31 protein-coding genes and 1 pseudogene are annotated in these 23,738 nt (G+C 55.8%); 14 read left to right on the forward strand and 18 right to left on the reverse strand.

Annotated elements, in window-relative coordinates; all coding sequences use genetic code 11:
- Nucleotides 1-4: 4 nt before the first annotated feature.
- From KSS96_RS10790 to KSS96_RS10800, 3 genes are read right to left on the reverse strand one after another with little or no spacing between them, the layout of a single operon-like run.
- On the reverse strand, nucleotides 5-376 hold the full coding sequence (locus KSS96_RS10790) for a TIGR03745 family integrating conjugative element membrane protein (RefSeq protein ID WP_217856125.1): 372 nt from the start codon (nucleotides 374-376) through the stop codon (nucleotides 5-7).
- 17 nt (nucleotides 377-393) lie between these two features.
- The gene (locus KSS96_RS10795; protein WP_217856127.1) at nucleotides 394-633 is read right to left on the reverse strand and encodes a TIGR03758 family integrating conjugative element protein; all 240 of its coding nucleotides are present in this window, start codon (nucleotides 631-633) and stop codon (nucleotides 394-396) included.
- On the reverse strand, nucleotides 630-962 hold the full coding sequence (locus KSS96_RS10800) for an integrative conjugative element protein, RAQPRD family (RefSeq protein ID WP_217856129.1): 333 nt from the start codon (nucleotides 960-962) through the stop codon (nucleotides 630-632). The genes KSS96_RS10795 and KSS96_RS10800 overlap by 4 nt, the downstream gene beginning before the upstream one ends.
- Nucleotides 963-1,288: 326 nt before the next feature.
- On the opposite strand from KSS96_RS10800, the gene KSS96_RS10805 reads away from it, so the two are divergent.
- Nucleotides 1,289-1,960, forward strand: coding sequence for a tyrosine-type recombinase/integrase (locus KSS96_RS10805; RefSeq protein WP_217856131.1), 672 nt, complete (start codon nucleotides 1,289-1,291; stop codon nucleotides 1,958-1,960).
- 141 nt (nucleotides 1,961-2,101) lie between these two features.
- Here KSS96_RS10805 and KSS96_RS10810 read toward each other — a convergent pair whose 3' ends face one another.
- Entirely contained in the window at nucleotides 2,102-2,440 is a 339-nt protein-coding gene (locus tag KSS96_RS10810; RefSeq protein WP_217856133.1) for a hypothetical protein, read from the reverse strand.
- Nucleotides 2,441-2,544: 104 nt separating this feature from the next.
- Between KSS96_RS10810 and KSS96_RS10815 the strand changes: the two genes are divergently transcribed.
- From KSS96_RS10815 to KSS96_RS10870, 12 genes are all read left to right on the forward strand, one after another.
- The gene (locus KSS96_RS10815; protein WP_217856135.1) at nucleotides 2,545-2,736 is read left to right on the forward strand and encodes a hypothetical protein; all 192 of its coding nucleotides are present in this window, start codon (nucleotides 2,545-2,547) and stop codon (nucleotides 2,734-2,736) included.
- Nucleotides 2,737-2,831: 95 nt separating this feature from the next.
- Entirely contained in the window at nucleotides 2,832-3,056 is a 225-nt protein-coding gene (locus KSS96_RS10820) for a hypothetical protein (protein ID WP_217856136.1), read from the forward strand.
- A gap of 25 nt (nucleotides 3,057-3,081) precedes the next feature.
- Nucleotides 3,082-3,867 carry a hypothetical protein gene (locus tag KSS96_RS10825; RefSeq protein ID WP_217856138.1) on the forward strand — a complete coding sequence of 262 codons (786 nt, stop codon included), beginning with the start codon at nucleotides 3,082-3,084 and terminating at the stop codon, nucleotides 3,865-3,867.
- 81 nt (nucleotides 3,868-3,948) lie between these two features.
- Entirely contained in the window at nucleotides 3,949-4,221 is a 273-nt protein-coding gene (locus KSS96_RS10830; protein ID WP_184744798.1) for a hypothetical protein, read from the forward strand.
- A 97-nt stretch (nucleotides 4,222-4,318) separates the two neighbouring features.
- Entirely contained in the window at nucleotides 4,319-4,933 is a 615-nt protein-coding gene (locus KSS96_RS10835) for a hypothetical protein (RefSeq protein ID WP_217856140.1), read from the forward strand.
- 341 nt (nucleotides 4,934-5,274) lie between these two features.
- Nucleotides 5,275-5,823: a hypothetical protein gene (locus KSS96_RS10840; RefSeq protein WP_217856142.1), complete on the forward strand. Its 549-nt coding sequence runs from the start codon at nucleotides 5,275-5,277 to the stop codon at nucleotides 5,821-5,823.
- Between the two features lie 9 nt (nucleotides 5,824-5,832).
- Nucleotides 5,833-6,843: a phage exclusion protein Lit family protein gene (locus KSS96_RS10845; RefSeq protein WP_217856144.1), complete on the forward strand. Its 1,011-nt coding sequence runs from the start codon at nucleotides 5,833-5,835 to the stop codon at nucleotides 6,841-6,843.
- A 907-nt stretch (nucleotides 6,844-7,750) separates the two neighbouring features.
- Nucleotides 7,751-8,053: a hypothetical protein gene (locus KSS96_RS10850; protein ID WP_217856146.1), complete on the forward strand. Its 303-nt coding sequence runs from the start codon at nucleotides 7,751-7,753 to the stop codon at nucleotides 8,051-8,053.
- 139 nt (nucleotides 8,054-8,192) lie between these two features.
- Nucleotides 8,193-8,618, forward strand: coding sequence for a hypothetical protein (locus KSS96_RS10855; RefSeq protein ID WP_217856148.1), 426 nt, complete (start codon nucleotides 8,193-8,195; stop codon nucleotides 8,616-8,618).
- Nucleotides 8,619-8,905: 287 nt separating this feature from the next.
- On the forward strand, nucleotides 8,906-9,127 hold the full coding sequence (locus tag KSS96_RS10860) for a hypothetical protein (RefSeq protein ID WP_217856150.1): 222 nt from the start codon (nucleotides 8,906-8,908) through the stop codon (nucleotides 9,125-9,127).
- 113 nt (nucleotides 9,128-9,240) lie between these two features.
- Nucleotides 9,241-9,528, forward strand: a complete 288-nt coding sequence (locus KSS96_RS10865; RefSeq protein WP_217856152.1) for a hypothetical protein — start codon at nucleotides 9,241-9,243, stop codon at nucleotides 9,526-9,528.
- A 230-nt stretch (nucleotides 9,529-9,758) separates the two neighbouring features.
- Nucleotides 9,759-10,142 (forward strand): hypothetical protein, encoded by a 384-nt coding sequence (locus tag KSS96_RS10870; RefSeq protein WP_217856154.1) that lies wholly within the window; start codon nucleotides 9,759-9,761, stop codon nucleotides 10,140-10,142.
- A 276-nt stretch (nucleotides 10,143-10,418) separates the two neighbouring features.
- On the opposite strand, the pseudogene KSS96_RS10875 reads toward KSS96_RS10870, so the two are convergent.
- The 13 genes and pseudogenes from KSS96_RS10875 to KSS96_RS10930 form a co-directional block, all read right to left on the reverse strand.
- Nucleotides 10,419-11,399, reverse strand: a pseudogene (locus KSS96_RS10875) (integrase domain-containing protein).
- A 138-nt stretch (nucleotides 11,400-11,537) separates the two neighbouring features.
- A complete protein-coding gene (locus KSS96_RS10880; RefSeq protein WP_217856156.1) occupies nucleotides 11,538-12,269 on the reverse strand; it encodes a TIGR03747 family integrating conjugative element membrane protein in 732 nt (243 codons plus the stop codon).
- Between the two features lie 89 nt (nucleotides 12,270-12,358).
- The gene (gene traD / locus KSS96_RS10885; protein WP_217856158.1) at nucleotides 12,359-14,464 is read right to left on the reverse strand and encodes a type IV conjugative transfer system coupling protein TraD; all 2,106 of its coding nucleotides are present in this window, start codon (nucleotides 14,462-14,464) and stop codon (nucleotides 12,359-12,361) included.
- A gap of 9 nt (nucleotides 14,465-14,473) precedes the next feature.
- Nucleotides 14,474-14,989: an integrating conjugative element protein gene (locus tag KSS96_RS10890; RefSeq protein WP_217856160.1), complete on the reverse strand. Its 516-nt coding sequence runs from the start codon at nucleotides 14,987-14,989 to the stop codon at nucleotides 14,474-14,476.
- Complete coding sequence (locus KSS96_RS10895; protein ID WP_217856162.1) at nucleotides 14,986-15,534, reverse strand: lysozyme family protein; 549 nt, start codon at nucleotides 15,532-15,534, stop codon at nucleotides 14,986-14,988. Before KSS96_RS10895 ends, KSS96_RS10890 begins: the two co-directional genes overlap by 4 nt.
- A complete protein-coding gene (locus KSS96_RS10900) occupies nucleotides 15,516-16,235 on the reverse strand; it encodes a TIGR03759 family integrating conjugative element protein (RefSeq protein WP_217856164.1) in 720 nt (239 codons plus the stop codon). The genes KSS96_RS10895 and KSS96_RS10900 overlap by 19 nt, the downstream gene beginning before the upstream one ends.
- A gap of 9 nt (nucleotides 16,236-16,244) precedes the next feature.
- The gene (locus KSS96_RS10905; protein WP_217856166.1) at nucleotides 16,245-16,916 is read right to left on the reverse strand and encodes a chemotaxis protein; all 672 of its coding nucleotides are present in this window, start codon (nucleotides 16,914-16,916) and stop codon (nucleotides 16,245-16,247) included.
- On the reverse strand, nucleotides 16,913-17,455 hold the full coding sequence (gene pilL2 / locus KSS96_RS10910) for a PFGI-1 class ICE element type IV pilus protein PilL2 (RefSeq protein ID WP_217856168.1): 543 nt from the start codon (nucleotides 17,453-17,455) through the stop codon (nucleotides 16,913-16,915). Before pilL2 ends, KSS96_RS10905 begins: the two co-directional genes overlap by 4 nt.
- An 89-nt stretch (nucleotides 17,456-17,544) precedes the next feature.
- Entirely contained in the window at nucleotides 17,545-18,309 is a 765-nt protein-coding gene (locus KSS96_RS10915) for a DUF5983 family protein (protein WP_217856170.1), read from the reverse strand.
- A 51-nt stretch (nucleotides 18,310-18,360) separates the two neighbouring features.
- Complete coding sequence (locus KSS96_RS10920) at nucleotides 18,361-18,855, reverse strand: JAB domain-containing protein (protein WP_217856171.1); 495 nt, start codon at nucleotides 18,853-18,855, stop codon at nucleotides 18,361-18,363.
- Between the two features lie 99 nt (nucleotides 18,856-18,954).
- Entirely contained in the window at nucleotides 18,955-19,212 is a 258-nt protein-coding gene (locus KSS96_RS27985; protein ID WP_225913321.1) for a hypothetical protein, read from the reverse strand.
- A gap of 71 nt (nucleotides 19,213-19,283) precedes the next feature.
- Nucleotides 19,284-19,865, reverse strand: a complete 582-nt coding sequence (locus KSS96_RS10925; RefSeq protein WP_217856173.1) for an STY4534 family ICE replication protein — start codon at nucleotides 19,863-19,865, stop codon at nucleotides 19,284-19,286.
- Between the two features lie 900 nt (nucleotides 19,866-20,765).
- A complete protein-coding gene (locus tag KSS96_RS10930) occupies nucleotides 20,766-21,107 on the reverse strand; it encodes a helix-turn-helix domain-containing protein (protein ID WP_212796463.1) in 342 nt (113 codons plus the stop codon).
- A gap of 209 nt (nucleotides 21,108-21,316) precedes the next feature.
- Here KSS96_RS10930 and KSS96_RS10935 point away from each other — a divergent pair, with 209 nt between their 5' ends.
- Complete coding sequence (locus KSS96_RS10935) at nucleotides 21,317-21,574, forward strand: hypothetical protein (protein WP_126587189.1); 258 nt, start codon at nucleotides 21,317-21,319, stop codon at nucleotides 21,572-21,574.
- A 37-nt stretch (nucleotides 21,575-21,611) separates the two neighbouring features.
- Here the strand turns inward: KSS96_RS10935 and KSS96_RS10940 are convergent, their stop codons facing one another.
- Complete coding sequence (locus KSS96_RS10940) at nucleotides 21,612-23,579, reverse strand: DNA topoisomerase III (RefSeq protein WP_217856175.1); 1,968 nt, start codon at nucleotides 23,577-23,579, stop codon at nucleotides 21,612-21,614.
- Between the last annotated feature and the right edge of the window lie 159 nt (nucleotides 23,580-23,738).

The following is a 23,738-nucleotide window of genomic DNA, read 5'->3' on the forward strand; positions in this document are numbered from 1 at the left end:
GACCTCACAGAATTGCGGCAGCCTTCGTCAGGAACCAGATGATGATCACCACCAGCAGGGCTCCGATGCCGACTACGGCGCCGAGGTCTTTCCAGGTCTTGCGCTGGTTTTGCACGTCGGCATAGACGGTCAGGGAATGCCAGGCCACACCAAGAAAAGCGAGCAATGCGATCAGTAGACCGAGCAGGATGCCGCCGTCGTAGGCGTAGTTTTTGATCGTCTCGATCAACCCGGAACCCTCACCACGTGAAGGAGCCTCCATGGTGGGAAGCTCGGCAAAAGCCAGGCTCGGACCGAGCACCAGCAGCAGGCCGATCAAGCGTTGGCTCACACGATCACGCAGATTGTTTTTCAGGGGAATAAGACACTTGAGCATGACGGCGATCTCCTGGTTTAGGAAAGGGTGAAGAACATCAGAACCAGCAAGGTGAGAAGTGCGCGCGCAGCACTACCGCCGAAGGCTCCAAAGCGCACACTGCCAGCGGCCCAACCCCGGTAAGCCGTCCACATCACCCAGGCACACCAAAGCAAAGCCAGGACCAGGGCTAGGGAGATCCACAGCGTCGAACTGCTCTGCGTCGAGAAGCCGGAGGCATTTTGGAAGGAAGCGATCTGAGCGTCAGTCATGCTCATGGCGACGGCTCCGCGGGTAGTGCGTCCAGATCGTAATCGCCGACCAATTCAGTAGCATCGCGGGGTTGAGCGCGAGAGGGGGACATATAGCCCTGCACCCCCTGGCGAATACGTTGGATGTCCTTAGACAGACGGCGATAGTCGAAACGATAGCGCTCGACTGGTTCAGCCGTGCTGGTTGCCTCAGCTCGTGTCGTAAGGCGTTCGATGGTGTCGAGTTGCCGCTGGATAAGGCTGAGTTGATCCTGCTCATGAGCCGAGGCGGCATAGCTGCTGCCGTGAACGATAGCCAGCGAGAGTAGTAAGCAGCGAAAGACGGTAGTCGGCATGATGCTCTCCCATATGGAGCTGGGAGCAGAATCAAGTCAAAGGTCGAATTATTCCGTAAGAAACCTGAGGTCTAATGAATCGCTTTTTCTGGGAAAGGACTGGGGATGTTTACGTTGCAGCTAATGTGGTCCTTCGATCTTGGGTGGAGAGAGTGGTTGAGGCTCTAAGGAACTTCCACTCTCGATGAGCTTCGTTGATGACGATATCGTCCCCCCCATTTTCCGTGAACATTACAGCGGGCGTGCCTGTAAGCTATTCAGGAGGTCCGCTGACCACTCTCTACAGATTCATCGCGATTCCCGCGCAATCCTGACAGAGAGCCCGTATGACTCCCCGCCGTGCCACCTCGCTTCGCCCTGGACAATTCAAACACCTTGTTCGCGTTGCATCCGTGACTGGTCGACTACCAGAGCGCGATGTGATGTTGCTTTGGCTTACTCACACGACCGGTATCCGCGTCACCGAGCTGGCATTGCTGGAGGTGGCCGACGTGCTGTACCCGAGCGGAGCTATCAAGCCCGAGGTGTATTTGCGCGCAGACATCACTAAGGGCTGCCGACCGCGTAACGTGTACCTGACCCATACCAGATGCCTTGCTGCGCTTGATGCTTGGTTTGATGTGCGTACCCGGCGCTGCTGGGGGCTTTCAGGTGCCGATGAGTATCGAGGTCTGCCCCCAGGTTCAAAGCTGGTCATGACGCACAAGGGGCAGGCTTTTGAACTGGCATTCAAGCATCGGGAGCTGGACAGTGGGCCGGAGGTGTACCGGGCTTGTGATGCGCTGCAACAGACCATCACCAGGCTCTACCGGCAGGCAGGTATCAAGCAGGGGTCGTCGCACAGCGGCAGGCGCTCCCTGGCGGCAAAGGTATTGGCGGCAACTGGTGACGTTGAAACGGTGCAGACCATTCTTGGCCATGCCTGCCTTGACCATAGCAAGCCTTATCTAAGCGTGTGCCAGGAAACGATTCGCCGGGCGTTTGAGGTCGCGCTTTGAACGTAGCAATGGTCGCTACCCGCCCAATTTCAAGGGCTCGCAGGTTATGCCAGTGTAGACGCCGCAATGGTGTGAAAAAATAAACGCTCTTATTTGATTCTTATTTTTAAAATAAGATATTGATTGTGGAGAGTTAAAGGTTCAATATGGAAGCTTCCAAAATGTCCAAGAGACCTTGAAATGTCTATAACCATGCGTGACATCGACAATTGTATCGAAACCACTATAAACCGCCTCTCCAGCGATGCCGGGTCGATGAGAAGCACTTTTTACTTTGATTTGAGGACTAGTAACCCTGGTCGCCAACGCATTACCGATAAGTTGGCAGATCAATCTATCGCCTTGTGTCGGACGCGTGGCATTGATGCCGAGCGTGATGGTGATGGCTTGAGAGTCACTATTGATCTGCGCAGCTGCTATTTGAATCCGAGCCAGTCTGAATTGTTCAATGTGGCTCTCGGCTATACGCGCTCGGTGCATGGCAACCACCTTTGAAAGTCCGCTGCAGCCACCAGCCCGCCTTGTGCGGGCTAAGTCAGTAAAGCAGCACCGGGTCGGCGCTCACTTAGCCAAGGATCACGATGATGAGCAGTACGCTAGAGGATAAAAAAGCAGAGCTGGAACGCGCCATCCAGGAGCTGGATCAGTGGGAAGAATATGACTCTCGCCGTGAAGATGGGAGTGGAGCCCAGGATCGCAGGCACGAAGAAAGAGGTGAATCACTGCGCAGACGCGTTGCAGAGTTGAGTGCCGAGGTCGATAGCCTCAGTAAGTGATGGGAGAGTCGCACCAGGTCCACCCAAGCCCAGCTATGCGCTGGGCCGAGGACGTAGAGGAGCACGATGATCGCGCTCAGCCCAGAGAAGTCGATATGGACAATGTTCGCGAGTCAGCGCTTGACGACGAAACGCTAGAGAGCATGGAATCTGCTTTGAAGGAGGCCCTTACCGCGGTCAGTGAAGGGCGGTTGAATGTAGACGATGCATTAGGAGACATCCTCTATTTAATCACCAGCATTGATAACGGCGAACCAAGTGAGATTAAAACCTGGACAGCACCAGGTGCGCTAACTAAAAAAATCACACGCATCGCTTAACGATTTAAAGTCACGGAAAACCGTCATGAAATTTAACGCAGGCTCGCTCAGCGACTACCTGAGTGCAACACTGAAAGTAGCGACTGAACACTCAGACAAGCATCCCCAGTTGATGTTTATGGTTGAACAAATGGACGAAATATTTCAAAAAGAGATATTTGGCCAAGAGTACGAAGCGAACGCCACTGTGGGATTGCTCGTAATGAACGCCTATGTGACGTTGCTAAGTGCTGTTCGACAGGCGCTATCAGGGCACGTCGTATCTACCTTCCCTATCGCTCGGGCAGCCCTTGAGTCCGCCTGCTATGCGCTGTTGGCGCGGGACGAGATCAAAGCCGATATTTGGTCTGATCGACATTTATCCGAGGCTTCGCTGAAAGCATGCCGCCGAACGTTCACGGCACAGAAAGCCGCCGACGAATTGAAGGCAATATCCCCGCCAATGGCTGAATATGTTATGGCGCACTACGAGGCCGCGATTGACTTCGGAGCACATCCGAACCGGAAGTCAGTAATTGATCATCTTGAGGATTCCGGCCCCGCCGGCGAAGGCCTCCATGGGTTTGAGCTTACTGGTGTGTACGGCAGTAATAGTTGGCAGGTAAATCACGCATTGTTGGCATGTGTGGAGGTAGGTCAGGCGATTGCATTCCTTACGGTTGCAGCTGCAAAGAATCATTCTCTGATTAACGACCGAATTGGAGTAATGCAGGACTGGATGGACGCTAAAAGGCAGGTCATCGAAGAACTCAGCGGCGGGCCAATTGACTACTCCGGTCCAATGCATAGATCAGTCGTACCGTCGACATAGGAAAAATCGCTGCACAACCGGCCCATTGCAGTAACAAAGCGCGGCTTTCGCGCCTCACTTTTTGAAGGAATGAAAGGCACCATGGACTACATCGGCCCCATCGACTTGACCCTGATCTACAGCGCCCCTGGCCGTGAAACGCCTATAGCGCATCCCGGCGTCATAGCTACCCTGTTCTATAACGAGCCACATCGTACCTGGTCCGTTATGGTCGACCATCCAACCAATCTCATCCGTGATGGGCTTATTCGTGCTGAAGTGGTCCTGTCCGATGGCCGAAAGCTGGCTGGCACTGCACGTCGCCCGTCTATCTTGGGCAACGCGTTTGAACTGGTTGAAGACGCTTCCCACTAAATAGGAAAAGGCCTAGGTACGACCAAGTCCTTCCTCGCAGCGGTGCGGGTTAGGAGGACGCCCATTTTCGTGTCCGCGAAAACAAAGGAATGACGACATGGAAATCGCAACCAAAATGCCCGCCTTGCTCACTGCCATGGCCTTATTGACGTCCGTTAACATTGCTGTCGCAGAACCGAGTCTCTGGGTAGCTGCCGACCGAGTGGCGCGTCATACCTGTCCATCCGTTAAATGTGGGGTTGCTGGTCAGCTAATGTTCCGCGAAGGCGTCGAGGTTTTGGAGACGAAAGGCGCTTGGGTCCGCGTAACCAAGCCCTACTCAGCTTCTTGCTCGGGTGGCTTCAGTGAATACGTGAAGAGCGGTAACTCCGCGTGCGTCGCCAGCAACGGCATCAATAACGGGATGTTCGCAGAGTGGGTGCCTACAAAGTCGCTTACAAAAGACAGACCTGCAGACCCAGGGGAGGGTGCTTCCGGTGACGACGTACTGGTCAAAAACTCGGATGATTACCCTCTCTACCGCGCCCAGTTCACCAAAGCAACCCGTGAGCTTATAGACAACGGCACCTGCACTGCCGGTGACTTCGAAGAAATCGGTGGGTGGATGGCATCGCCTGTCAAAGGTGAAGGTATGTATTTCATGTACTGCGGCGGCATGACCACAGCCAATCGACTTTACCTCGACGTGCGTTCGGGCAAAGTGAGCCGCTAGCCGGCTCTAAACAGAAACCACTTGCATGCCGAAGTGGATAGGAAAAAGGGAGCAAAGGATATGGATCTGTACACAAAGAATGGCAAGCCTCTCCAGGTTTCGGGAACGACTGTGTATAGCCAGTCAGGGAAGGTAGTGGGGCGAATCAAGGGGGACAGAGTATTCGGTACTGATGGGCGTTACGTCGGCTCGATCGTTGGTGATCGCCTGGTGTACCGCTCTACACAAAGTGCAGCCATCAGCTCACCATTTGCAGTCGCTAATCGGGCCGGATCTGCGAGGGCACAGCGAGCGGCTTCCGCAATATGGGGCAATGAACCGGACATATCGGAATAATGACAATGGATGGTCTTACCTTCATCGTAGAAATAGTTAAAGCTGTGGCATGGCCTGCAGCTGCAGTTTTGCTCGGTTCGCTTTTTCGTAAGCAGTTAGCGGATCTCTCAAAGGCCCTCACTAAAGGGAAGTTCGGCAGCTTGGAATTTGAGTTCGCTCGACGTGTAGCGGATGTGGCGGCATCTGTCCCTGATTTACCATCTTCTTCGGTGTCTCCTACCACTATCGGTCATGCGGCTGTGAACCCACGTGGAGCGATATTAGAGGCATGGCTAGCTGTCGAGGAGCAGGCAATAACGTTAGCGCTGTCGCGCAATCTGGTGCAGCCAACTGCTCGCCGCTACCCACTCGGTGCCATCCAGGGGATCGCTAAATCAGGACTTCTCAGCCCGAACCATGTGCTTGCTCTGAGCGAGCTTCAACAACTGCGCAACCGTGCAACACATGATCCCGATTTTTCACCAGATACTGATGCTGTGGTCAGCTATGTCCAGCTGGCCAATGATCTAACCAATGAGTTGAGAAAGCTCACGCCACCTGGTTCTGATGTGTAGGAAAACCTGATGGAAAACTTCATGGAGATTAGCGATGCCCGGACGATACCTGTAAGTGAGTATCTCGAAAGCGTCACAGATCCTTTGCGGCGTGCAGCTATAGCCTCTGTATTTGAGCAAGCGCGGTCAGCATTGGAACTAATGCGCGTAAGGTTTTCTGTGGACGTACCGGTCCCAGAAATTTTTGTGCTCACAACAGATGAAATCAAGGCTCAGGCCAATCCGCTTGGCCTTATTGTGGTCAGCCAAGGCATGATTAAGCACTGCTTTGATACGGCCATACCATCATCGAAGGTGAAAGCAGGGAATGAGGACTATCTGGATGGCTTGCCAGATTTGTTTCCTCAGATAGGCCTCACATGGGTCTTGGCGCACGAATACGCTCATTTGTTCCGCGCACATCATCAGGTCCAAATCGAACTTGGATCCCATGACCATGTGCTACGTGCTTTCGAACATGATGCTGACCTATGCGCTGCGGCAGCAGTATACCGCGCTGTTCAGCAATGGCTCCCAGGCGTCCAGGACATCGATATTCGTTGCTATGTAATTTACGCGCTGTTCTGGATCATAACAACGTTTCCGAACACGAATGACGGGGCAGGAGTCCATCCATCATTCTCTGAGCGTTTCTTTCAGATCCTGCTCAAGCTGACCACCATGCAGGCCATGCCAGGCGACGTCTTGGATCTAGATGTAAACCTACCAGCTACGGCTAATCGCGGGGATGCGTTACGCAACGTCGCAATAGCTTGCGAGACTGCGTATCTGGCCAAGGCCCCAGGTACTAAAAATGATTTCTTCATGCAGTGGCACGAGTACTTTAAAAGCTATGGCCACATAGCGATCATTAACGAATGGATAATGGTGAGCCCATTTGTTGAAAAGCACTCCCACACCACGGCTGATATGCAGCGCCACGCCTCGGTTGTCCCAATGACTATGAGCGACATAGCTCGCTTGGAAAAAGCTGAGCGTAAACGTCATCGAAGAGCTCAGGCGAGATCACGAACGCAGTAGTCGTTGTGACTCTGCGAAATACCCAAATACCTTCGGTACGACTGTGAGGCTCGCAAGGGCATCGGCAAACGCAGATCGGCATAGGAAAGCGAAGCATGGAGCCCCGTCATACGCTGATAGCTTTGGGTTTGATTATCGCCGCCATAATTGCTGCGAATACTTCAGCCTGCAATCCACCGGCACATACAGCATCCTCGACGCAGCAAGCGAAGCAGATCTGCGATGAAGTTTACGCTGACAGCGAGGACGCTAGCGGATACGGCGATTGCGTCAGCTCAGCAAAGCGAAGCCTCGAAAAATACTAATTGACGGAAAAATCCACATGTCTCGACCTAAACATGCAGAACACCCAGGTGATTGCAAATTTCTTGGCACCAAGGGGAGGTTCGACTTGTATTTTGACCCTCATGGGTATCCTGTTCCAGAAGTGATAGCGCGCCATGGAAGTGGTGTTAATGACTTCCGCTGCTGGCCAGTAGATGGTGGGCCGCGGGCGGATGTGTTGCAGAGTGTATTCAGCGATGCAAAAGAGCTTGCGACCCAGCAAGGTCTATTAGACTGAAATACGAAAGAACGGCTACCGCGCCCATGGGCTTGCTGGCTGCTTTCGTCCAGGGCGACACGTCACCCCGTCCACCACCAGTTGCACAAACCACGGAAAGTCCGCCCGTGACACACCTGAACGAGGCGCTACACGCAACCGCTGCGAAGTTGCGTGCAGGTAACCAGGTGAACCATGGCGTCGTCGTGCTGATGTGGTAGGGGGATGTGTAAGGATGGAAGAATGAACTGCGTAATACGGCAATGAACGTCTGTGCGTTTACGCGGTGTATAAGGCCGGACTGGTCTTCGAGAGCGGCGGCGACTACCACGGCGTTGGTCTGGATGGCTAATCAAGGAGACAAAAATGAGTAACGCGATATTTGATTTCCTGGCACACAGTCTTTTATTCGATCAATCTCTAATTTCGACCAACTACCAAGGCGAATCGGATCAACGGTTAGAGTTGGAGCTTGAAAAATATCGAAAGCATTGCATGGATGAACTGGAAAATATCTCCGTAGAGATAAACAGGCACAATGGAAATCTTAGCTGCGTTGGCAGCTATGAAATGGCAAGTCTTTCTAGTTTGAAACGTGCGGCGTTGTACGTCGAGCAAATGGTTTTACCTGATCCAAGGAGTCGGGTCATCCAGCGCTGCAATACGTAAAGCGGTTCGGCTGTTGAACTGTTTCAATCACGGAAAACGCACCAGATATACCCAAGCCCCGACCTAAAATCGGGGCTGAGCCAGTAGAGAGGCACGATTCCCGTGTCTCAGAGACTGGACCGACCTATGAAGCTTTGGATTGGCGCGTAAGCTGCAAGTCGCCATGGACGCCCAAGGGGTTGTTGGGACTGAAGAAAATCGTGGCCGCATTGGCGAGATCGTGAAAGAGGTTTTTCCAGACTTCCAAGATAAGGAAACCTCAACAGTTGTTCAGATTGTTATCGGGGGGATTGGGAGCGCAGACATCAACCCAAACCAGACGCTGTTCACCGTGGTAGCTGGAGCCCGAACTTCTATAACGATTGATGAGTTTCATAAGTCTGTCGGTGAGTGTCCAACGATCAAGAGCATTGGCGGTCTTGGCGATATTAACATTGGTAAAACTCACTACCATGTGCTGCTGGAAAACGGTTTCGAGCTGGATATCGCTGCTGCGGTGAATGAGAAAGGCCAGCCGTATTTGGTGCTGAAACCCACCAAAGGGCCGCACGTCGCAATCAACTGAATGCTCTCGGTAATTCGGCCCAGGCCGAGAAATGCCCGGGTTGTGGCGGTGCGCTGGAACCCAGTAAGGCACTTTTCTCAATAACCATGACACGACCTAGCGCCGCATGGGAGAAAGAAGGTGTTCTCGTATTACAGTGCGGCCAAAAGTGTCATTCATGCGGCTAGAGCGAAACGTTACAGCCGAAGTAGGAAAACGCACCAGGTACACCCAGGCCCAGCCATGCGCTGGGCTGTGGCAGTAGAAGGGGGCGATTTTCGCGCCCAGGATCGAGCAGGGACAACGACATGACAGATAGCGTAAATCGGAGGCTCACGCCTTCGGATGATGAGTGGGAAGCAGAGTTTGATCCTACCTACTACGAAAAAACAATGAAGGGAGGCGTTTGGGATGGTTTGAGCGATGACGAAATTGTTCTGCTCCAAATCAAAGAGTTCAAAGATGACGAGCATGAGGAAAACCAACGCGAGCAGGACGAACTCGCAGCCAAAAGGCTTGATAACTGCTGAGGCGAAAATCCGCTGATAGCTAGGAAAACGCGGTACCGCCCAAGCCCAGCCCATGCTGGGCTGGGGCCGTAAAGGGGGACGCACACTGTGTACCCCAATTCAAGGAGAGAAATGTGAAGTACAGCATCGACTATCAGCAACTGCACGCAGGCCATCAGCGCCCTTCGGATAACGGAGATGTCGTCGGCGTAGAGTTTGAAAGTGAATCGGGTTTCGCTCTCATACCCAACGTTGGGGATTTCGTGCATGTTCCTGCCATGGAGGGGCATGTCAGCGTGAAAGGTGTCGTTAAGACGCGTCTCTTCAGCTACACCCGCGTTGGAGAACAACTTTTCTGCGGCATCAATATCGTTGTTGAAGAACGTGACGACATAAACTGGGGCGTTCTGATCAAGGAGTGATTCGGCACGCCTTGCTTAGGCGGGGCCTGACGAGAGCCGATTCAGCGAGTCGGCTAGCCGACATTTCTGCGCGATGGGCTCGATGAGCGCACGAAAGTCGTGGCCATCGGCTACGGCAGCGAAGTCTAGGAAAATTCGGTGCCATGCGTAAGGTACTGCGCCACTCTTGATCAAAAGCACGTCATCGCTACCCACTCACACCTCACAACTACCTCTCACTAAGGAACACCATGAAAGAATTTCTCCAAGCTCGTTACCACCTGCTCTCTCCGAAGTCGCTTTTGCTCCTTTTGATCGCCATCGCGTTTGGATATGGCGTTGTCTATCAAATCTATCCAGCTGAGTGGCGTTTTGACGTGCCAGTACCGATGATCAAATGCCTCAAGTTCACGGCCTTTATCTTGGCCTCCTACCCACTCTGGAACGCCATCGGCCGTGACGAACACCGTGTCCGCATGCTGGAACAGTCTGTAAACCCGTGCCTAACCACTGATGAACACCAGTACGCACTGCAACAACTTATCCGACTGGATTCGGATGAACGGATTGGCATTCGCTTGGGGGCGGTCGCCTTTATCGTGCTGGCCCTTCTGGCATGCTTTGGCGAGGTCTGATCTAGGACAAGTTGCTTACGTACAGACAACAACCCCTACACAGGCCCTGATGCTGCCGATTGGGAAAAAGGCCGGAGCCAGGGCTTAGCCGACATTTCCGCGCGATGGGCTCGATGAGCGCACGAAAGTCGTGGCCATCGGCTACGGCAGCGAAGTCTAGGAAAAGACCATGCCATTCCCAAAGATCCACCAGCACAATTCACACGTCACGGCCGATCCGATCATGTCGGACTATGTTCGCGAGCAGTAGCAACGGCTTCATATCGAATGGCTTACTCATGTTCGACCACCAATGTAAGTCGATAACAGGTCGATACGGCCGAGTCCCAACTCGTAGCTGATTTGCACTCAGGCATCCTGATCTCGGCGTCGGTCGAGTTGGTAGCAACGGCCACCGTTGATGGGCGCAAGATGATGAGTGCTCTGTTCATAGCGTTCGCACGCATAGGCAACCCGAAGCTCGTGGAAGCCTTTGAGGTTGTGCGAATGGAGGATCTCTCGTGCGGGGCGGACGATTTGCCGTTGTAAATCGACATAGCTTTCGTTCGGTGCAAGCAGATTGCGGCTACCGTTGGGTGAAACCTGTGCGGCAAATTTCAGCGCGTCACGTATAGAATCATTTACCGTAATCCAACGAAGCGCCGACGCACGTGAGCGGCCACCTTGGATGCCATCTCGGATGTTGATTTTGCCGTAGTGTTCGGTCTCATGTTTTAGGCGCGGTAGGTCGGCCAAAATGGCCTCGCGCAAGCGCATGCCGATGGCTCGCGCCAACTGAACGATGGCCGCCGCGCGCGGCATTTGGTGTTCGCAGAGCACGTCGACGATCCGCTTCACCTGCTCATGGTCTTGGCCTTGCGGCGTCGAGCGACGAACACTGGTACGCCGTATTCCCAAGGCCTTACTCGGGCTTGGCACCGCCACAGACTGATCGCCGCGAAGAGCCGCCATAGTCCGGTTCACGCTGGACAACCGGTTTTGCGCGGTGGCGATGCCGATGGCGCCTTGTTCAACTTGTTGGCGCAGATGCCCTGCGTAGTCCAGCAAGGTCTGCCGATCTATCTGTCGCGCTTCGTTAAACCCCGGCCCATCCTCCGAACGACACCAGCGGACAAACGCCCGCCAGCGATCACTGTGCGCCTTGACCGTGGCGTAATGCCCGCCGCCAAAAAGATCGAGCAAGGCTTGCGGTCCGGCATAACTCAGTTGTCGGCCATAGCCAAAATTGCGTCCATCTCGTCTACCAACCAATGCCATGATCAAACTCCTCTCGAAGCCAAACACCTGTGAGGGTTGTCCACTAACGCGGGACTGGCGGCTCCTTACGACCGGGAGCTTGGGCCTCTCATGAGCTGGCCTCTTGAACACTTCCGCAGATAAGCATTCGTGTCGCACTCAGAGATATTTTTTGAATGTCGCCGTCGTGATGGCCATGGCGACCCCGAGCATCACGGCGCAAGGCAGAAGTACCGCCATTGGGTTGAGCGAAAAGGGTAGGGACAGGTAAAGGATCCAGGGCACGATCAGCAGTGGGATGACCGCTCGCTTGGCCCGATGATAGACAAAGCTGCTTTCGCGCCCAGCGCCGAATTTACGCAGGTCGCGGCGCATCAAACCATCGATAATGCCGGTGAACATGGCCAGCAGAAGCAAGGGGGTCGCCAAGACCAGAATGGTCAGGCGCACCACGAAAGTGAAAGTGACATACACCGCCGCCAGTACAAAATCCTCGATGCTCACATACAGCTGATTGAGCCCGCTCCAGAAACCGTTGTCCTGGCTCGACGCCCGCGCCTGCTGGGCGAAATCCGTAAAACCGGTCTTGACCAGTAACCACTGCTGGAGGAAATCCAGCCACTGGACAATCGTCTGTCCAGGCTGTTGGATAATCAGTGAGGATGTGAAGTGCTCACTGAGCCAGCCCAGTTCGCTGCTCAGCATCGCCTGACTGTGTCGCCAGCCTTGATTACCCCAGAACAGCAGCAGACCGGCCCACTCGATGAGTATCGAGAACAGCAACGAGGCGATCAGCAAACCGATAATGCGTAAGACCAAGCCAATAACCGAGACGATCAATCCCGGGCGCTGGATCGGTTGTGGCGGCGTGTTCTGTACGGAAGTCGCCATCCTTTACTCCATTGCGCACCGTTAAGTTGATGCTGCCACGGCGCCTGCCGAATACGTGTTTGCTGAATCAAAACCTGTAACGGGGCGGGCTACCGCACCTGATCCAGATCGAAGTTGGTTGTTGGGCCGCCACCGCTCGCGCTCCACCATTGGCCCGCCTGTTCGTTATAGGTGGCCCGCATCCGCTGGGTAAGCTCCTGAAGGTCCTTAGGCATGGCATCATCGTTGGAGGGCTTAGGCAAAGGCATGCGGACTTTCCAGAGCAGCCCACCGGCCTGGAAGGAGAACATTTGCCCCTTGGGCAAGCTGACGATGTGAGCGGGCTCGATCAACGGCACGCTAGTGCTGCTGACGCGATCCTGCGAAGACGAAGTGAAGTCTGTGTTGGCGTCGGGATCGGAGGTGTCGGTGGCACCGGACACCAGCGTTTTCGTAAGTACATTCACCATAGGCAACTGCTTGGTGAGTAACTCCGCGGTAGCGGTTTCACGCACGCGTAGTATCTGCACGGTATTGAAATTGCCGATCACCTGGCCGGCCTTGGCGCGGTTGCCGATACGTGCTTCGATATCGCTGAGGGTCTGGGTGTAGGCGGTTACCTGGATGCCAGCGCCACCGCCCTTGTTGATCAGTGGTATGAACTCCTCGCCCATCAACTCGTTGAACTCATCGGCGTGTAGGTTGATCGGTAGCTTGTCATTACTGCTGCTCGATTGCGGCAGGCCATGGTCAATTCCATGTTTGTAGATATGTCCCGCGACCGACACCAAGTCGGCAAACATGGAATTGCCCACCGCGGCGGCCACCTCGGCGTCGGTCAGTGCATCAAGGCCGACATAGACGATGCCGCGTTTTCGGATGATCTGCATCCAGTCGAAGATTGGCCGTGGATCGTCCAGATCGGTGTAGTTGGGGGCCAGTAACTGGGCGGTCTTGCCGGTGGTAAGTTTCTCCAGCAGCGGTAGTAGCGAGGCAACGATTTTGTCGAAGTAAGTACGGTCGTATCGTACCGCCGAACGCAGTCCGTCCATTACCGGATCAAATACCCGCTTCACCGCCAGATACTGCTCGATGGCCACCACACGCTTCTCGCGTCCTATCATATGCCGGGGAATATTCTTTTCGGTCAGCTTGCCTTCAAGCTGGACAATCACTTCCCACGCTTTTGGGTCGGTCTTGGCGAAAAACTGCTGGGCGTATTCTATGAACAGCGCGTCGATGTTGACCACATGTCGCTGGATTTGCAGGTAGTCCGGACGTCGGCCCAACTCGATCAGGGCGCGGGCGATGATGTTGACGAAACGCCAGGCGAACTCGCGAAACGCCGCCGAGTTACCTTCACCACTGAGCTGCCCGGCGATACGCGATGCCACTTCCGAAATGCGTCCGAAACGTCCCACGGCGTTGTAGCGGGCGGAGATCTCCGGCCAACCCAGATGGAACACATAAAACTCTTTCTCCCGACCGGCGCGTTTGGCTTCGACGTACATGCGCTTGAGCAGGTCGGCATCGCCCTTCGGATCGAAGACAATGACCACCTCATGTTCGACGCGATGGATGTCCTGGGTGATGTACACCTCGGCGAGCCGCGTCTTGCCGACACGGGTCGTGCCCAGCACGAGGGTATGTCCGACTCGTTCACCCAGCGGCAGACTGACTTCCGTTTCGTCCGGCTCAACCCCATGCAACAACGGTGAGCCACCGACTGGAGGTAAAGGGCGCAACGGATTAAAGGCGCTGTCCCAGGCCGTGACCCGGGCCAGTGTCGAGAGCGGAAACGGTGCATGTTCCAGGCGACGTTCGAGTCCACGTGCCAGGCGGTAACGGGTCGGTTGGTCGACGTAGTGAGCGACGGCCGGATCCTGGGCCTCGACCAAGCGCTGGGTGTGCAGGCGGGTCCAGCGAAAGCCTCGGCCCATGAACAGACGTTTGCGGCTCACCGGAATCTGCCGGCTGGTCAGCTCGTAGCGAGGCAGCCGGCGGATATTGCGCCGATAGCGCAACACCTCCCAGGCTTGTCGGAGGCGGATCAAACCGAACAGGGCATAGGCCAGGGCCGCAATCAGACCGATCTCGGGCGATAGCGCCACGGCCCAGGGCGAATACACGCATAACACCGCCGCGGCGACGCAGATCGCCACGGTATACAGCTCGACTGCGGGCCGGAGTTTGGACTCCATCGCATGCTCGGCCATGACCCAGACTCACTGTTCCAGTGAGGTGGCTGTGATTAAGACAGGGTAGTGCTCAATTTTCAGGCGAGAGGCGATGTCGTTGCCGTTGACCGGCAGGATGGTGATGCCCGGCGCGGCTGCTCGAATCCGGGCCAGGGCTTGAGTATCGGTCACTACGACGGCGAGGCCGGCCGCCCCCATTTCTTGCAGTTCAGTCGCACGCTGATGCAGCCAAGCCAACGATTGGGGATCCTCCCCGACAAGGAAAAATGGCTGCAAGCCCGGCATGTCCAGGGTGCGAGTTGTGATTTGGCCTGGGCTCAAGTGAGAGCTGCGCACGGGCAGTATCCAGGTTTCATCGGCAAATGCAGATAGGTCTGCATGTATGGCCCGAGCAGGCTGGGTCTTGTTGTTTATTGGCGGCCTGGAAGCTTCAAACTGGGGGCGGGTGAAACCGCCAGGCTGAACTTCTGCAAACGACAGTCCCGGCTGGGCGAACGCTGCCAAGAGCATGGCGAAGTTATACGCACTGGGAATTCGTTTCATGGTGGTGTGCCCTCTTTAGAGGAAACCTGCAATCGTTCGAGTTGTCGGGCAAAGCCGGCGCGGTAACGCGCGGCCAGCGTTCCTCCTGCCGGGCGGTGATATCGGCCAGCAGCTGACACCCAATCACCGGTGACGGCGTGATGCTCTTGCAGCAGCGCGGCAGTTACGGCCAGATTGCGGTAGGGTTCGAGGGCTTCGCAGGGACTGGAAAAATGCTGTCCGTGATAACCCAGGTTGATTTGCCCAAGCCCGGCATCGACCCGCTTGGCGTCATACCGGGCAAGCGCCTGAAGCAAGGCGTGACAGGCGGTCTGACGATTGGCGAAACGGTAAGGGCTACCGGCAATATTCAGCGTCCAGGGCCAGGGCCGCAGCCGACCACGGAGACGGGCACCACTCTCCTGCAGGGCAATCGCGAACAACACCGTGGAAGGGACGTTGGCGTCATGCGCCGCCAGTTGATAAGCCGGAGGCGGAAGTTCGTCTGCCCGGACGGCGTGCACCGTCAGCAGGAGCGCAATAGCAATCAATCGAGACGTTGCCATTGTCCGTTCACCTGCTGAAATGTGACGGGTAACGGTCTCGGGGCTCCCAGGCTGAACCAGTGCCCGCGATCATGGTTCAGGGTGATTTGCCGGTGTTGGACCTTGCTCGCATCAATGCCTGCTTGCCGCGCCCAGCCACGGACATGTTCATCCTCACCTTGGCTGCCCACCAGGTAGATATCGAACGCTGTATCACTGCTTTGCAGACGCTGCGCTTCAGCGGTGCACGCAGGGCAATGGTCTTCGACAAACAGAGCACGGCGCGGCTCTACCGGTGAGCTAGCAGCGGGCGGGGATGCCATACCCTGAATCGGCAACAGTCCAGGAAACAGCTTGGCCCAAGCTGCGGTGTAGGCGTTTTGGTAAGCCAACTCGCGCTCGGCACGTTTGGCTTCCAGCGCTACCTGCAAATCGGCATAGCGCTGACGCTCTTGGTCGTTCTCTGCTTCGACGCCGAGTGCAGTCAGCGGATCGAGATTCGGGCTCCAGTAACCACGCGGGCCGGCTTGGATCTGTTCGAAGCGTGTCCACTCCTGCTCCGTCAGACCCCAGCTTGCCGCCTGTTCAGAGTGCGAACGCTCCAGCGGAGCAGACTGCGTGTCCTGGGTCCGTGACGGTGTCGTGACGGGGTTGCCCAGCGCAGCGCCCGTGCTCAGCAATGAAATGAAACAGACGATGGGGCTCAGCGGAGCTCTGTTCATGATCGCTTCTCAAGGGAGGTGCACGGTCTGGTCTGGCTGAGCGGTCACCGCGAAGACGGCCGCGCTCTGCTCCAGCACCTTCAGCTGCCATGTGCCGAGCTGTTCGCCGTTGTGCAGCAACTGGATATCCTTGAGCGAGCGACTATCAGGAGGAGCTACCGCCAGAAAGCGCTCGCCACCGCGGTACTCGACGCTCAACACTGAAAATGGCGGCAGGAGCGGGGCAGGCTTGGGCTGAGCGGTTTTTTTCGGCTTGGCCGAGGAAGGCGTCGGTGGTGGGAGTGGTGGCTGGCTTTTGAGGTCCAGGAGTTGCTGCTCGACGTGCTCAAGTCGTGCACGTAGCGCGATCATGTCGGCTTCGGTAGCACGGGCTGCCAGACCATCGCGCAGTTCCTGTATCTCCTGCGCCCATTGATCCAACATCGGATCGAGGGTATTGACCTGTTGCTCACCGGAATCGACCATCTGCTTCAGGTCTTTCAGTGCGTACTGCAGCTTCTCCTGTGCGTTCAAGAGGGTGCTTGAATCACGTTGCAGGGCATTTAGGGTCTGTAGGCGTTGGGCGTTCGTATTTTCCAGCTCGGTCACGCGTTGATACTGGTTATACAAGCCACCACTCAGCCCGGAGACCGCCAGACAAAGTGAGCCGACAATGAGGGTTTGAAACGTCGAGGCTTTCATGGGCGTGCCTCCGGCTGATGGGCCGCGCTGGGTGCGACCCGCACGACGGCAGCATCATTTTTTTGCCGTTCGAAGCAGACCGAACGGCTGACCTCATCGCTTGTGAGTTGCCAGGCGGGGCCAGCCAGCACTTGTAGCGCGTTGCGTAGTGAGATCGGGCCGAGCCGGTAATGGGCGGCGGGCAGAGGCCGGGTAAACAGTATTTTTACTGGTTCGGCAGCAGGGCAGAGCGAATAACCTGAGCGCTGCAGCACGTAGTGCATCGCTTCCTGTACCGAAGGATTCAGGTTCGACGGAATGCTCACGTCAACGATTTGAGCGAGAAGATTACGTTGCTCTGCCGTGGGCTCGGTGCTGACCAGCGTATAGCGGCCATAGCGGAGCTCTGTCGGGTGACTCTCTTCGGCTGTACTCCTCGAAAGCTGGGCCCGATTGGAACCACCGGCATTCTCTGGACTAGTCGGCAATGGGGTGGGGATCTGCGCCGTGCAGGCGCTCAATAAACCCAGCAGGCAGACAGGCGTGAAAAAACGCTCCATGGAAAAAACCTCATGTCAGATTCAGTGCAGAACCTGACATGAGGTGAAGGAACGATTCAGTGAGTAAGTTGATTCAAGACGGGTCGTGTTTAAGTTGAACGCGTTGCTATTTCGTCATAAATGGCGAGCCCATCCAAGACGGCAGCGTCGGGGTCGAAAATCAACAACCTCACATCCGCCAATGCCGCCAGATACAGTACGTTGACCAGGGCTTCCGGTGTGCCAGCGTCGAGCTGCTCCTGCCTCAGCGATGTGTAAAGACCGCCCTCAATCTTCATCAGATTTTCGTCGGTCCAGGGCGTGCCGATCAGCTTACACCCGAGGCCATTGCCGTCTGTCAGGGCGAAGGGTTCAAACAGCAGACCGGTTGGTCCGGAGTTGAAATTGCTAGCCCGGCGTTCCAAGTAGCGCAACGCCTCTTCAGTGAGGTGTGCGGTACTGATCTCCCAGGCTCGACTGTAGTGTCCCGTTTCGAACTTCAAGCGATGGACCATGGCTTGGGCTTCTTCCAGGGAGTACAAGTCGCCGACGTGATGTCGCTCGCTGAGCATCTCGCCAGTCACGGAGTAAACCACTTGGCGCACCAGCCCGGTGGACGGACAGCATTCATCCAGCTCATCCGGAATGAATTGGCCTTCGCTGATCAAGGCGAAATCATCGTTGAAAAGGCAGGGGAACAGTTCCAGCGCATCGTCGGGTAGATGAACTTGTGAGTCGTGTATGGAGCGAAAGCAGGGAGGGCAGTCGTTTGCGTAGGTGATCAGTAGCAGCCGTTCGATAGATAGATTGTCATAGCCGCGAACAAATGGTTTTGAGGCCCCCAGCATGGCTGGGGTTTGGGTAGCGGAGTTCATGAGTATTCTCCAGGATGAAATGAACAAGGCGCCCGAAGGCGCCTGTAAGGGTTAAAGCCAACCGTATTCGGCAAGAGAAAGTGGGCGACCTTCACCCACGATGAAGTGATCCAGTACGTGAACCTCGATCAACGCCAAGGCCTCCTTCAACCGTGCGGTCAAGACGCGATCTGCCTGGCTGGGTTCCGTACATCCCGAGGGGTGGTTATGAACAAAAATGGCGGCTGCTGCGTTATGCGCTAGGGAGCGCTTGACGACTTGGCGGGGGTAAACGCTGGCGCCATCGATGCTTCCGTGAAAGAGGATTTCGAACGCCAGAACGCGATGGCGAGCATCGAAAAAAATCACACCGAAAACCTCATGCTCTTGGGGTGCAACATACAGTTTTAGATATGACGCCACGGCGTCAGGTGACGTCAGGCTGGGGCCGCGGGTGAACAGCCGACGATCCAGAATGTGCAGCGCTTCGTCGATCAGCTGGTTTTCCTGGGCGATGCGATCAGCCTCGACATCCGAGGCTTCAATCAGGGTGAGCTGGGTGTTCATGAGGTACCTCCGAAGGGAACAATCCGGGGGTACACCCCGAGGGGAGTGGTGTCCCCGAGGTGGATATAGAGTCACGGGCATTGCCCGATGACGCGCTGTTTACAGCCGAGTGAATCGGTGGCGTTGTCCGTGCAGGTGTGAGTCACAACCGTTGCAGCGCAATGGGGAGAAGGTTCTTATTCCACGGCCAGTTTCGGGGTCGAAGTCGGCACTGATGGGTATTAGCCGAACCAGCCCATGAGGAAGACCGGCGATGCGTTTCTCGATCTCATCTGTCGTGTAGAAGAGCGATAACATGCTGTAGTCCTCGTAAGCCGTAGCGGACAGGCAGTCGTCGCAAAGCCAGAAGGATTCCATGTGGGTTTTCCTGTGCTGGTTGAAGAAAAGGCGCTCGATTGAGCGCCTTGATGTAAAACATCCTGAATCGTTCAGGCGGACTGAACAGCACGTGTAGCGACACGGCGGGCCGTGCGGGGAGTGGGTGCAGATTCAGGTTTGATCCTGGTCTCTGTTGGGTTGTCGGTATCCTCAGCTTCGGCATCAGCCGACGTTGGGGATGGCTCACTGTTTGGCGCTTGCTCAGCAGGTGCTGTTGCCTCCTGCCTGGCAGGTGCTTTGTACTCGAACGTGCCATTGACCTTGATCCAGTCGATGAACAGCAGACGACCTTTCAGACTGGCGCCCGGTTGGCCTTGTTTATTGCCTTTCTCATAGAGAAATGGGTCGATCCACAGATCGCCGATACGGAACGATAGCAAGACCTTTTTCTCGGCTTTGACGGCGTCCATATAGAGACGAATCAAGCGTTCAGCTTCGCCGCCAGCGACCTTGCAGTCGAAGCGGGTGTACTCGACTGCATCGGTGGCGCCGTGCAGAGCCGCGATATCGCAGGCCATGAATGGCTGGCCGCGACGGACTTGTACTTCGCGGACACGGTTTAGGTAGCCGATACCGACGGTGTGCAGATTGAAGTAAGTGCTCGCTTCTTGGGATTGGTTGGCGTGGGCCATGGTGGTTCTCCTGTTTCAAGGGAAAACGGCGACGCACAGCCCCTGACGGGGAAGTGAGCCCCGTCAGGGTGGGTAAGGTGAAGGCGAGCGATGAAAGACACGCCACCGGCAAGCCGATGACCATCAGATCGATGCGCCTGAAGGATAGCGGTGCAGCCGAGGAGAAATCCGCAGCAGGTCTGCGGACCTAGGGTAGTGGGCATTCATCACCGCGGAAGCGGTAAACGTGCGAGCCTCCGAATGCTGATCGCACTTGGGTAAACCACCACAAACGTGGCGTAGCCTTGAAGGTTCAAGCTACCTGGGCTGGGCTGTCAACGACAGCGAACTACGCCCTTTGTATAAGCCTGTCACAGGGGAGCGTCAAGACGCCGCAAGCTGATTTTTTATGGCCGGAATACAGTGGCAGTTACTGGAGTGAAGAAAGTGAAGAGTGGGCCTGGCGGGGTGCCAGGCGAGGAACAGAAAAGCCACCTTAGGCGGTCTGACGTAGTCGACAAGCGCCTCACAAAACTTGATTTAACTGCGCCATGATTCGCCAACCGACCCTTGTCGTGGCCTGGGTCGGAACATGCTGGCACGCATCCGCGCACAAAGGGTGCCCAGTGTTTCCCCGGTGGGCTCCGGGGCTGAATATGATCGCCATGGCGGATGACCGCTGTTGCCTGGCAGAGGCAACAGCGGTCATCCGCCATATTGATCAGGTCAAGCACAAACAGGAATGAAATCCCATTGATAGAGAAGGCCCCGAACTCTACGAGTTCGACCGAGCTACCCGGAGCGCATCGGTCTTGGGTCGCCGTTGGCGATGATCCGAAGGCACTACAGCAGAGAGAGAAGGATGACGTCAAGGCTGAGGGCAACCTTCAATGCCTCGAGATCGACTACGAGTGAATGAGCTTATTTATTGGCAAGATGAGCAGCCAATTGTTCGACGGTAGCCAGGATAAAGGCACGGTCGCTTTCTGTCAGTCCGCGGAGCAGACCCGCGATCATCTGGCCCTGGTCATTGGGACGATTGCTCGACTCCGTCAGCAGTTCATCCATCCGGCAGTCGAAAATATCTGCTAACTGCATCAGCTTGACCACGGAAAGCTCCACCACACCCCGCTCAAGGCGCGAAATGGCTTCGCTGCCGATCCCCAGGCGTTCAGCCACCTCTTCTTGGGTCAGATTACGCTGGGTTCGGTGCTTCGCGATCATGCGCCCGATTTGGGCTTGGGTTGGATGTTTATGTGCCAAGTGATGAGTTCTCCAATTCAACCCGAATGGTTGAGCAAAGACCCATTGACATGAACATCCTTATCGGTTGAGTATCGACTTAGAAGGTTGTTATATTGACTGAAATAGCTGTTTGTCGCGACGTGACATCTATTCCTCCAGGAATCAGAGGCCGAAGTGACCAGCGAGACTGAGCGGTCTGATAGGGCCAAAGGGAGGTAAGGTTGAGCATGGATGAGCCGCGCGAGAACGTCATGGACCTGATCTGGGATCGAACACTGGAGCTGTTCATCAAGATCCATGACTGCCCTGATAGCCCTGAACATCTCGAGAGCCTCGTTCATTGGCTAAACGAAGATCCTGCTCACCTGAAAGCGTTCAATGAACTGGGGCAGATATGGATCGCGACAGGCATCGCCTTGGCCCGTGAAATCGGACAACCGCTAGACGACTTGGAGAAGGATCAAGCGCCGTTGATGATGCACTGACAACACTCCCGAGGTGCATGTGAGCGCCAATGGTGCCTCATGGACGACGTATACCTTTACTGATCGGCACAGTGCCTTTGCAGTCCGGGTAGTGGGAACATGACCAGAATGGTCCTGATTTTCCCTTCCGCCTAAGCATTGAGGCGTTGCAAATGGGGCAGACAGGCCCGGCTTCGACCGGTACTGAAAAGGTGAGTGCTCCGCAGTTTGAGATCAACTGCGTAATCCAGTGCGCCTGCTTGGCAACGAATGCATCCAAGGTCAGACGTCCCGCTTCGATTTCATCCAGAGCTTGCTCCCAGATCGCTGTCATACCCGGATCCGCGACTGCTGCGGGTACCGCTTCGATTAGGGTATGGGCCGCTGCGGAGGCCGTTAATGCACGTTTTTTTTTCAACAAATAACCGCGATCAATCAACCCCTTGATAATGCCGGCTCGCGTGGCTTCGGTGCCGATACCTGTGGTATCCCGAAGTTTCTGTTTCAGGCGCGGGTCGTTGACCAGCTTGGCCACGTTTTTCATCGCCTTGATCAGATCGCCCTCGGTGAGCGGTTTGGGCGCAGCGGTGCGCATGGACTTGAGGTCGACGTCGTCCACTGCGCACTGCATCCCCTGTTGTAAGGCGGGCAACACCTGGGACTTTTGACTGGGTTCATCGTCTTCGGCGTTGTCGGAGAGTAAGCCTTTCCAGCCATGGACGAGGATTTGTTTGCCAACAGCAGTCAAACGCTCGGCGCCGCACTCCAATTCGACCTCGGTTCGATCAAACTCGTGATGCGGCAGAAATTGCGCTAGGTAGTGGCTACGAATCAATTCGTAGACTTGGCGCTCTTGTTCGGACATCCGCGCAAGATTCGCCGGCTCGGTGGTGGGGATGATGGCGTGGTGCGCGGTGACCTTGGCATCGTTCCATACTCGTGAGCGCAATGATCGATCGATGCTTCCGAGCGCTGGGCGTAACGCGGGATCCATTTTGAGCAAGGCATCGAATACCGCGGCGACCTCGTTGAACATGCTCTCTGGCAAATAACGGCAATCGCTGCGCGGATAGCTGGTGGCTTTGTGGGTTTCATACAAGGCTTGGGCGATGTTCAGCGTTTCCTGAGCGCCGAGTCCCAACTTGCGTGAACAGACTTCTTGCAGTGTGCTCAGGTCCAAGGGCAGGGGTGGCGCTTCGCGCAAATGCTCAATCTGCAGCGAGACTACGGTGGAGGTCTTGCTGCCAGAAAGCGCTTGGACGGCTTGACTGGCGAGCGCCTGCTGCAGGCAGCGACCGGCTTCGTCACGTCCTGAGCTTGGCGGTATCCACGACGCGATGAAGGGTTGCCCCGTTGAAGACAGGTGCACATCCACCACCCAGTACGGCACAGAGACAAAGCTGGCAATCGCGCGGTCTCGTTCAACCACCAAGCGCAAAGTGGGTGTTTGGACGCGTCCAACCGACAGCACGCCGTCATAGCCCGCCCGCCGTCCTAAGAGGGTAAACAAACGACTGAGGTTCATACCAATCAGCCAATCGGCGCGGCTGCGGGCGAGGGCTGAGTGATAGAGCGGGAAGGTCTCCTGACTAGACTTCAGCGACGACAGTGCTTTGCGAATCGACGCCTCGTTGAGTGCGGATAACCAGAGGCGCTCAACAGAACCACGGTAGTTGCAGAGCTCCAGTAACTCGCGGGCAATCATTTCACCTTCGCGATCGGCGTCGGTGGCGATGACGACGGTGGTAGCTTCGCTGAGCAGGTGTTTGATGATTTTGAACTGCGCGACAGTCTTGGGTTTGACCTCAACCCTCCACTGCGCGGGAATGATCGGTAGATGATCCAACGACCAGGTTTTGTACTGATCGCCATAGGCTTCAGGTGGGGCCGTTTCCAGCAGGTGACCGATACACCAGGTGACGGTTGTCTCGGGTCCGATCAAGCAACCATCGCCACGTCGGCTGGCTCCGAGAACCTTGGCAATGTCACGACCTTGGGAAGGTTTCTCGCAGAGAAAGAGACGCATAGAACTGCTCCGGGTTGAGTTCGGAACAGCCTCGTTGGCAACAGCAGTGGCGAGCTATGAGAAACCTGAATGGCAGGTTCCTCATATTAGTCGGTGAGGGCGGTCTTGTGGGCGAGGCTGCTACCTAGTAGTCGCGTGGATGACAGTGCTTCACGAGCA

Origin of the sequence: Pseudomonas asgharzadehiana, assembly GCF_019139815.1 — a bacterium.
Classification (GTDB): domain Bacteria; phylum Pseudomonadota; class Gammaproteobacteria; order Pseudomonadales; family Pseudomonadaceae; genus Aquipseudomonas; species Aquipseudomonas asgharzadehiana.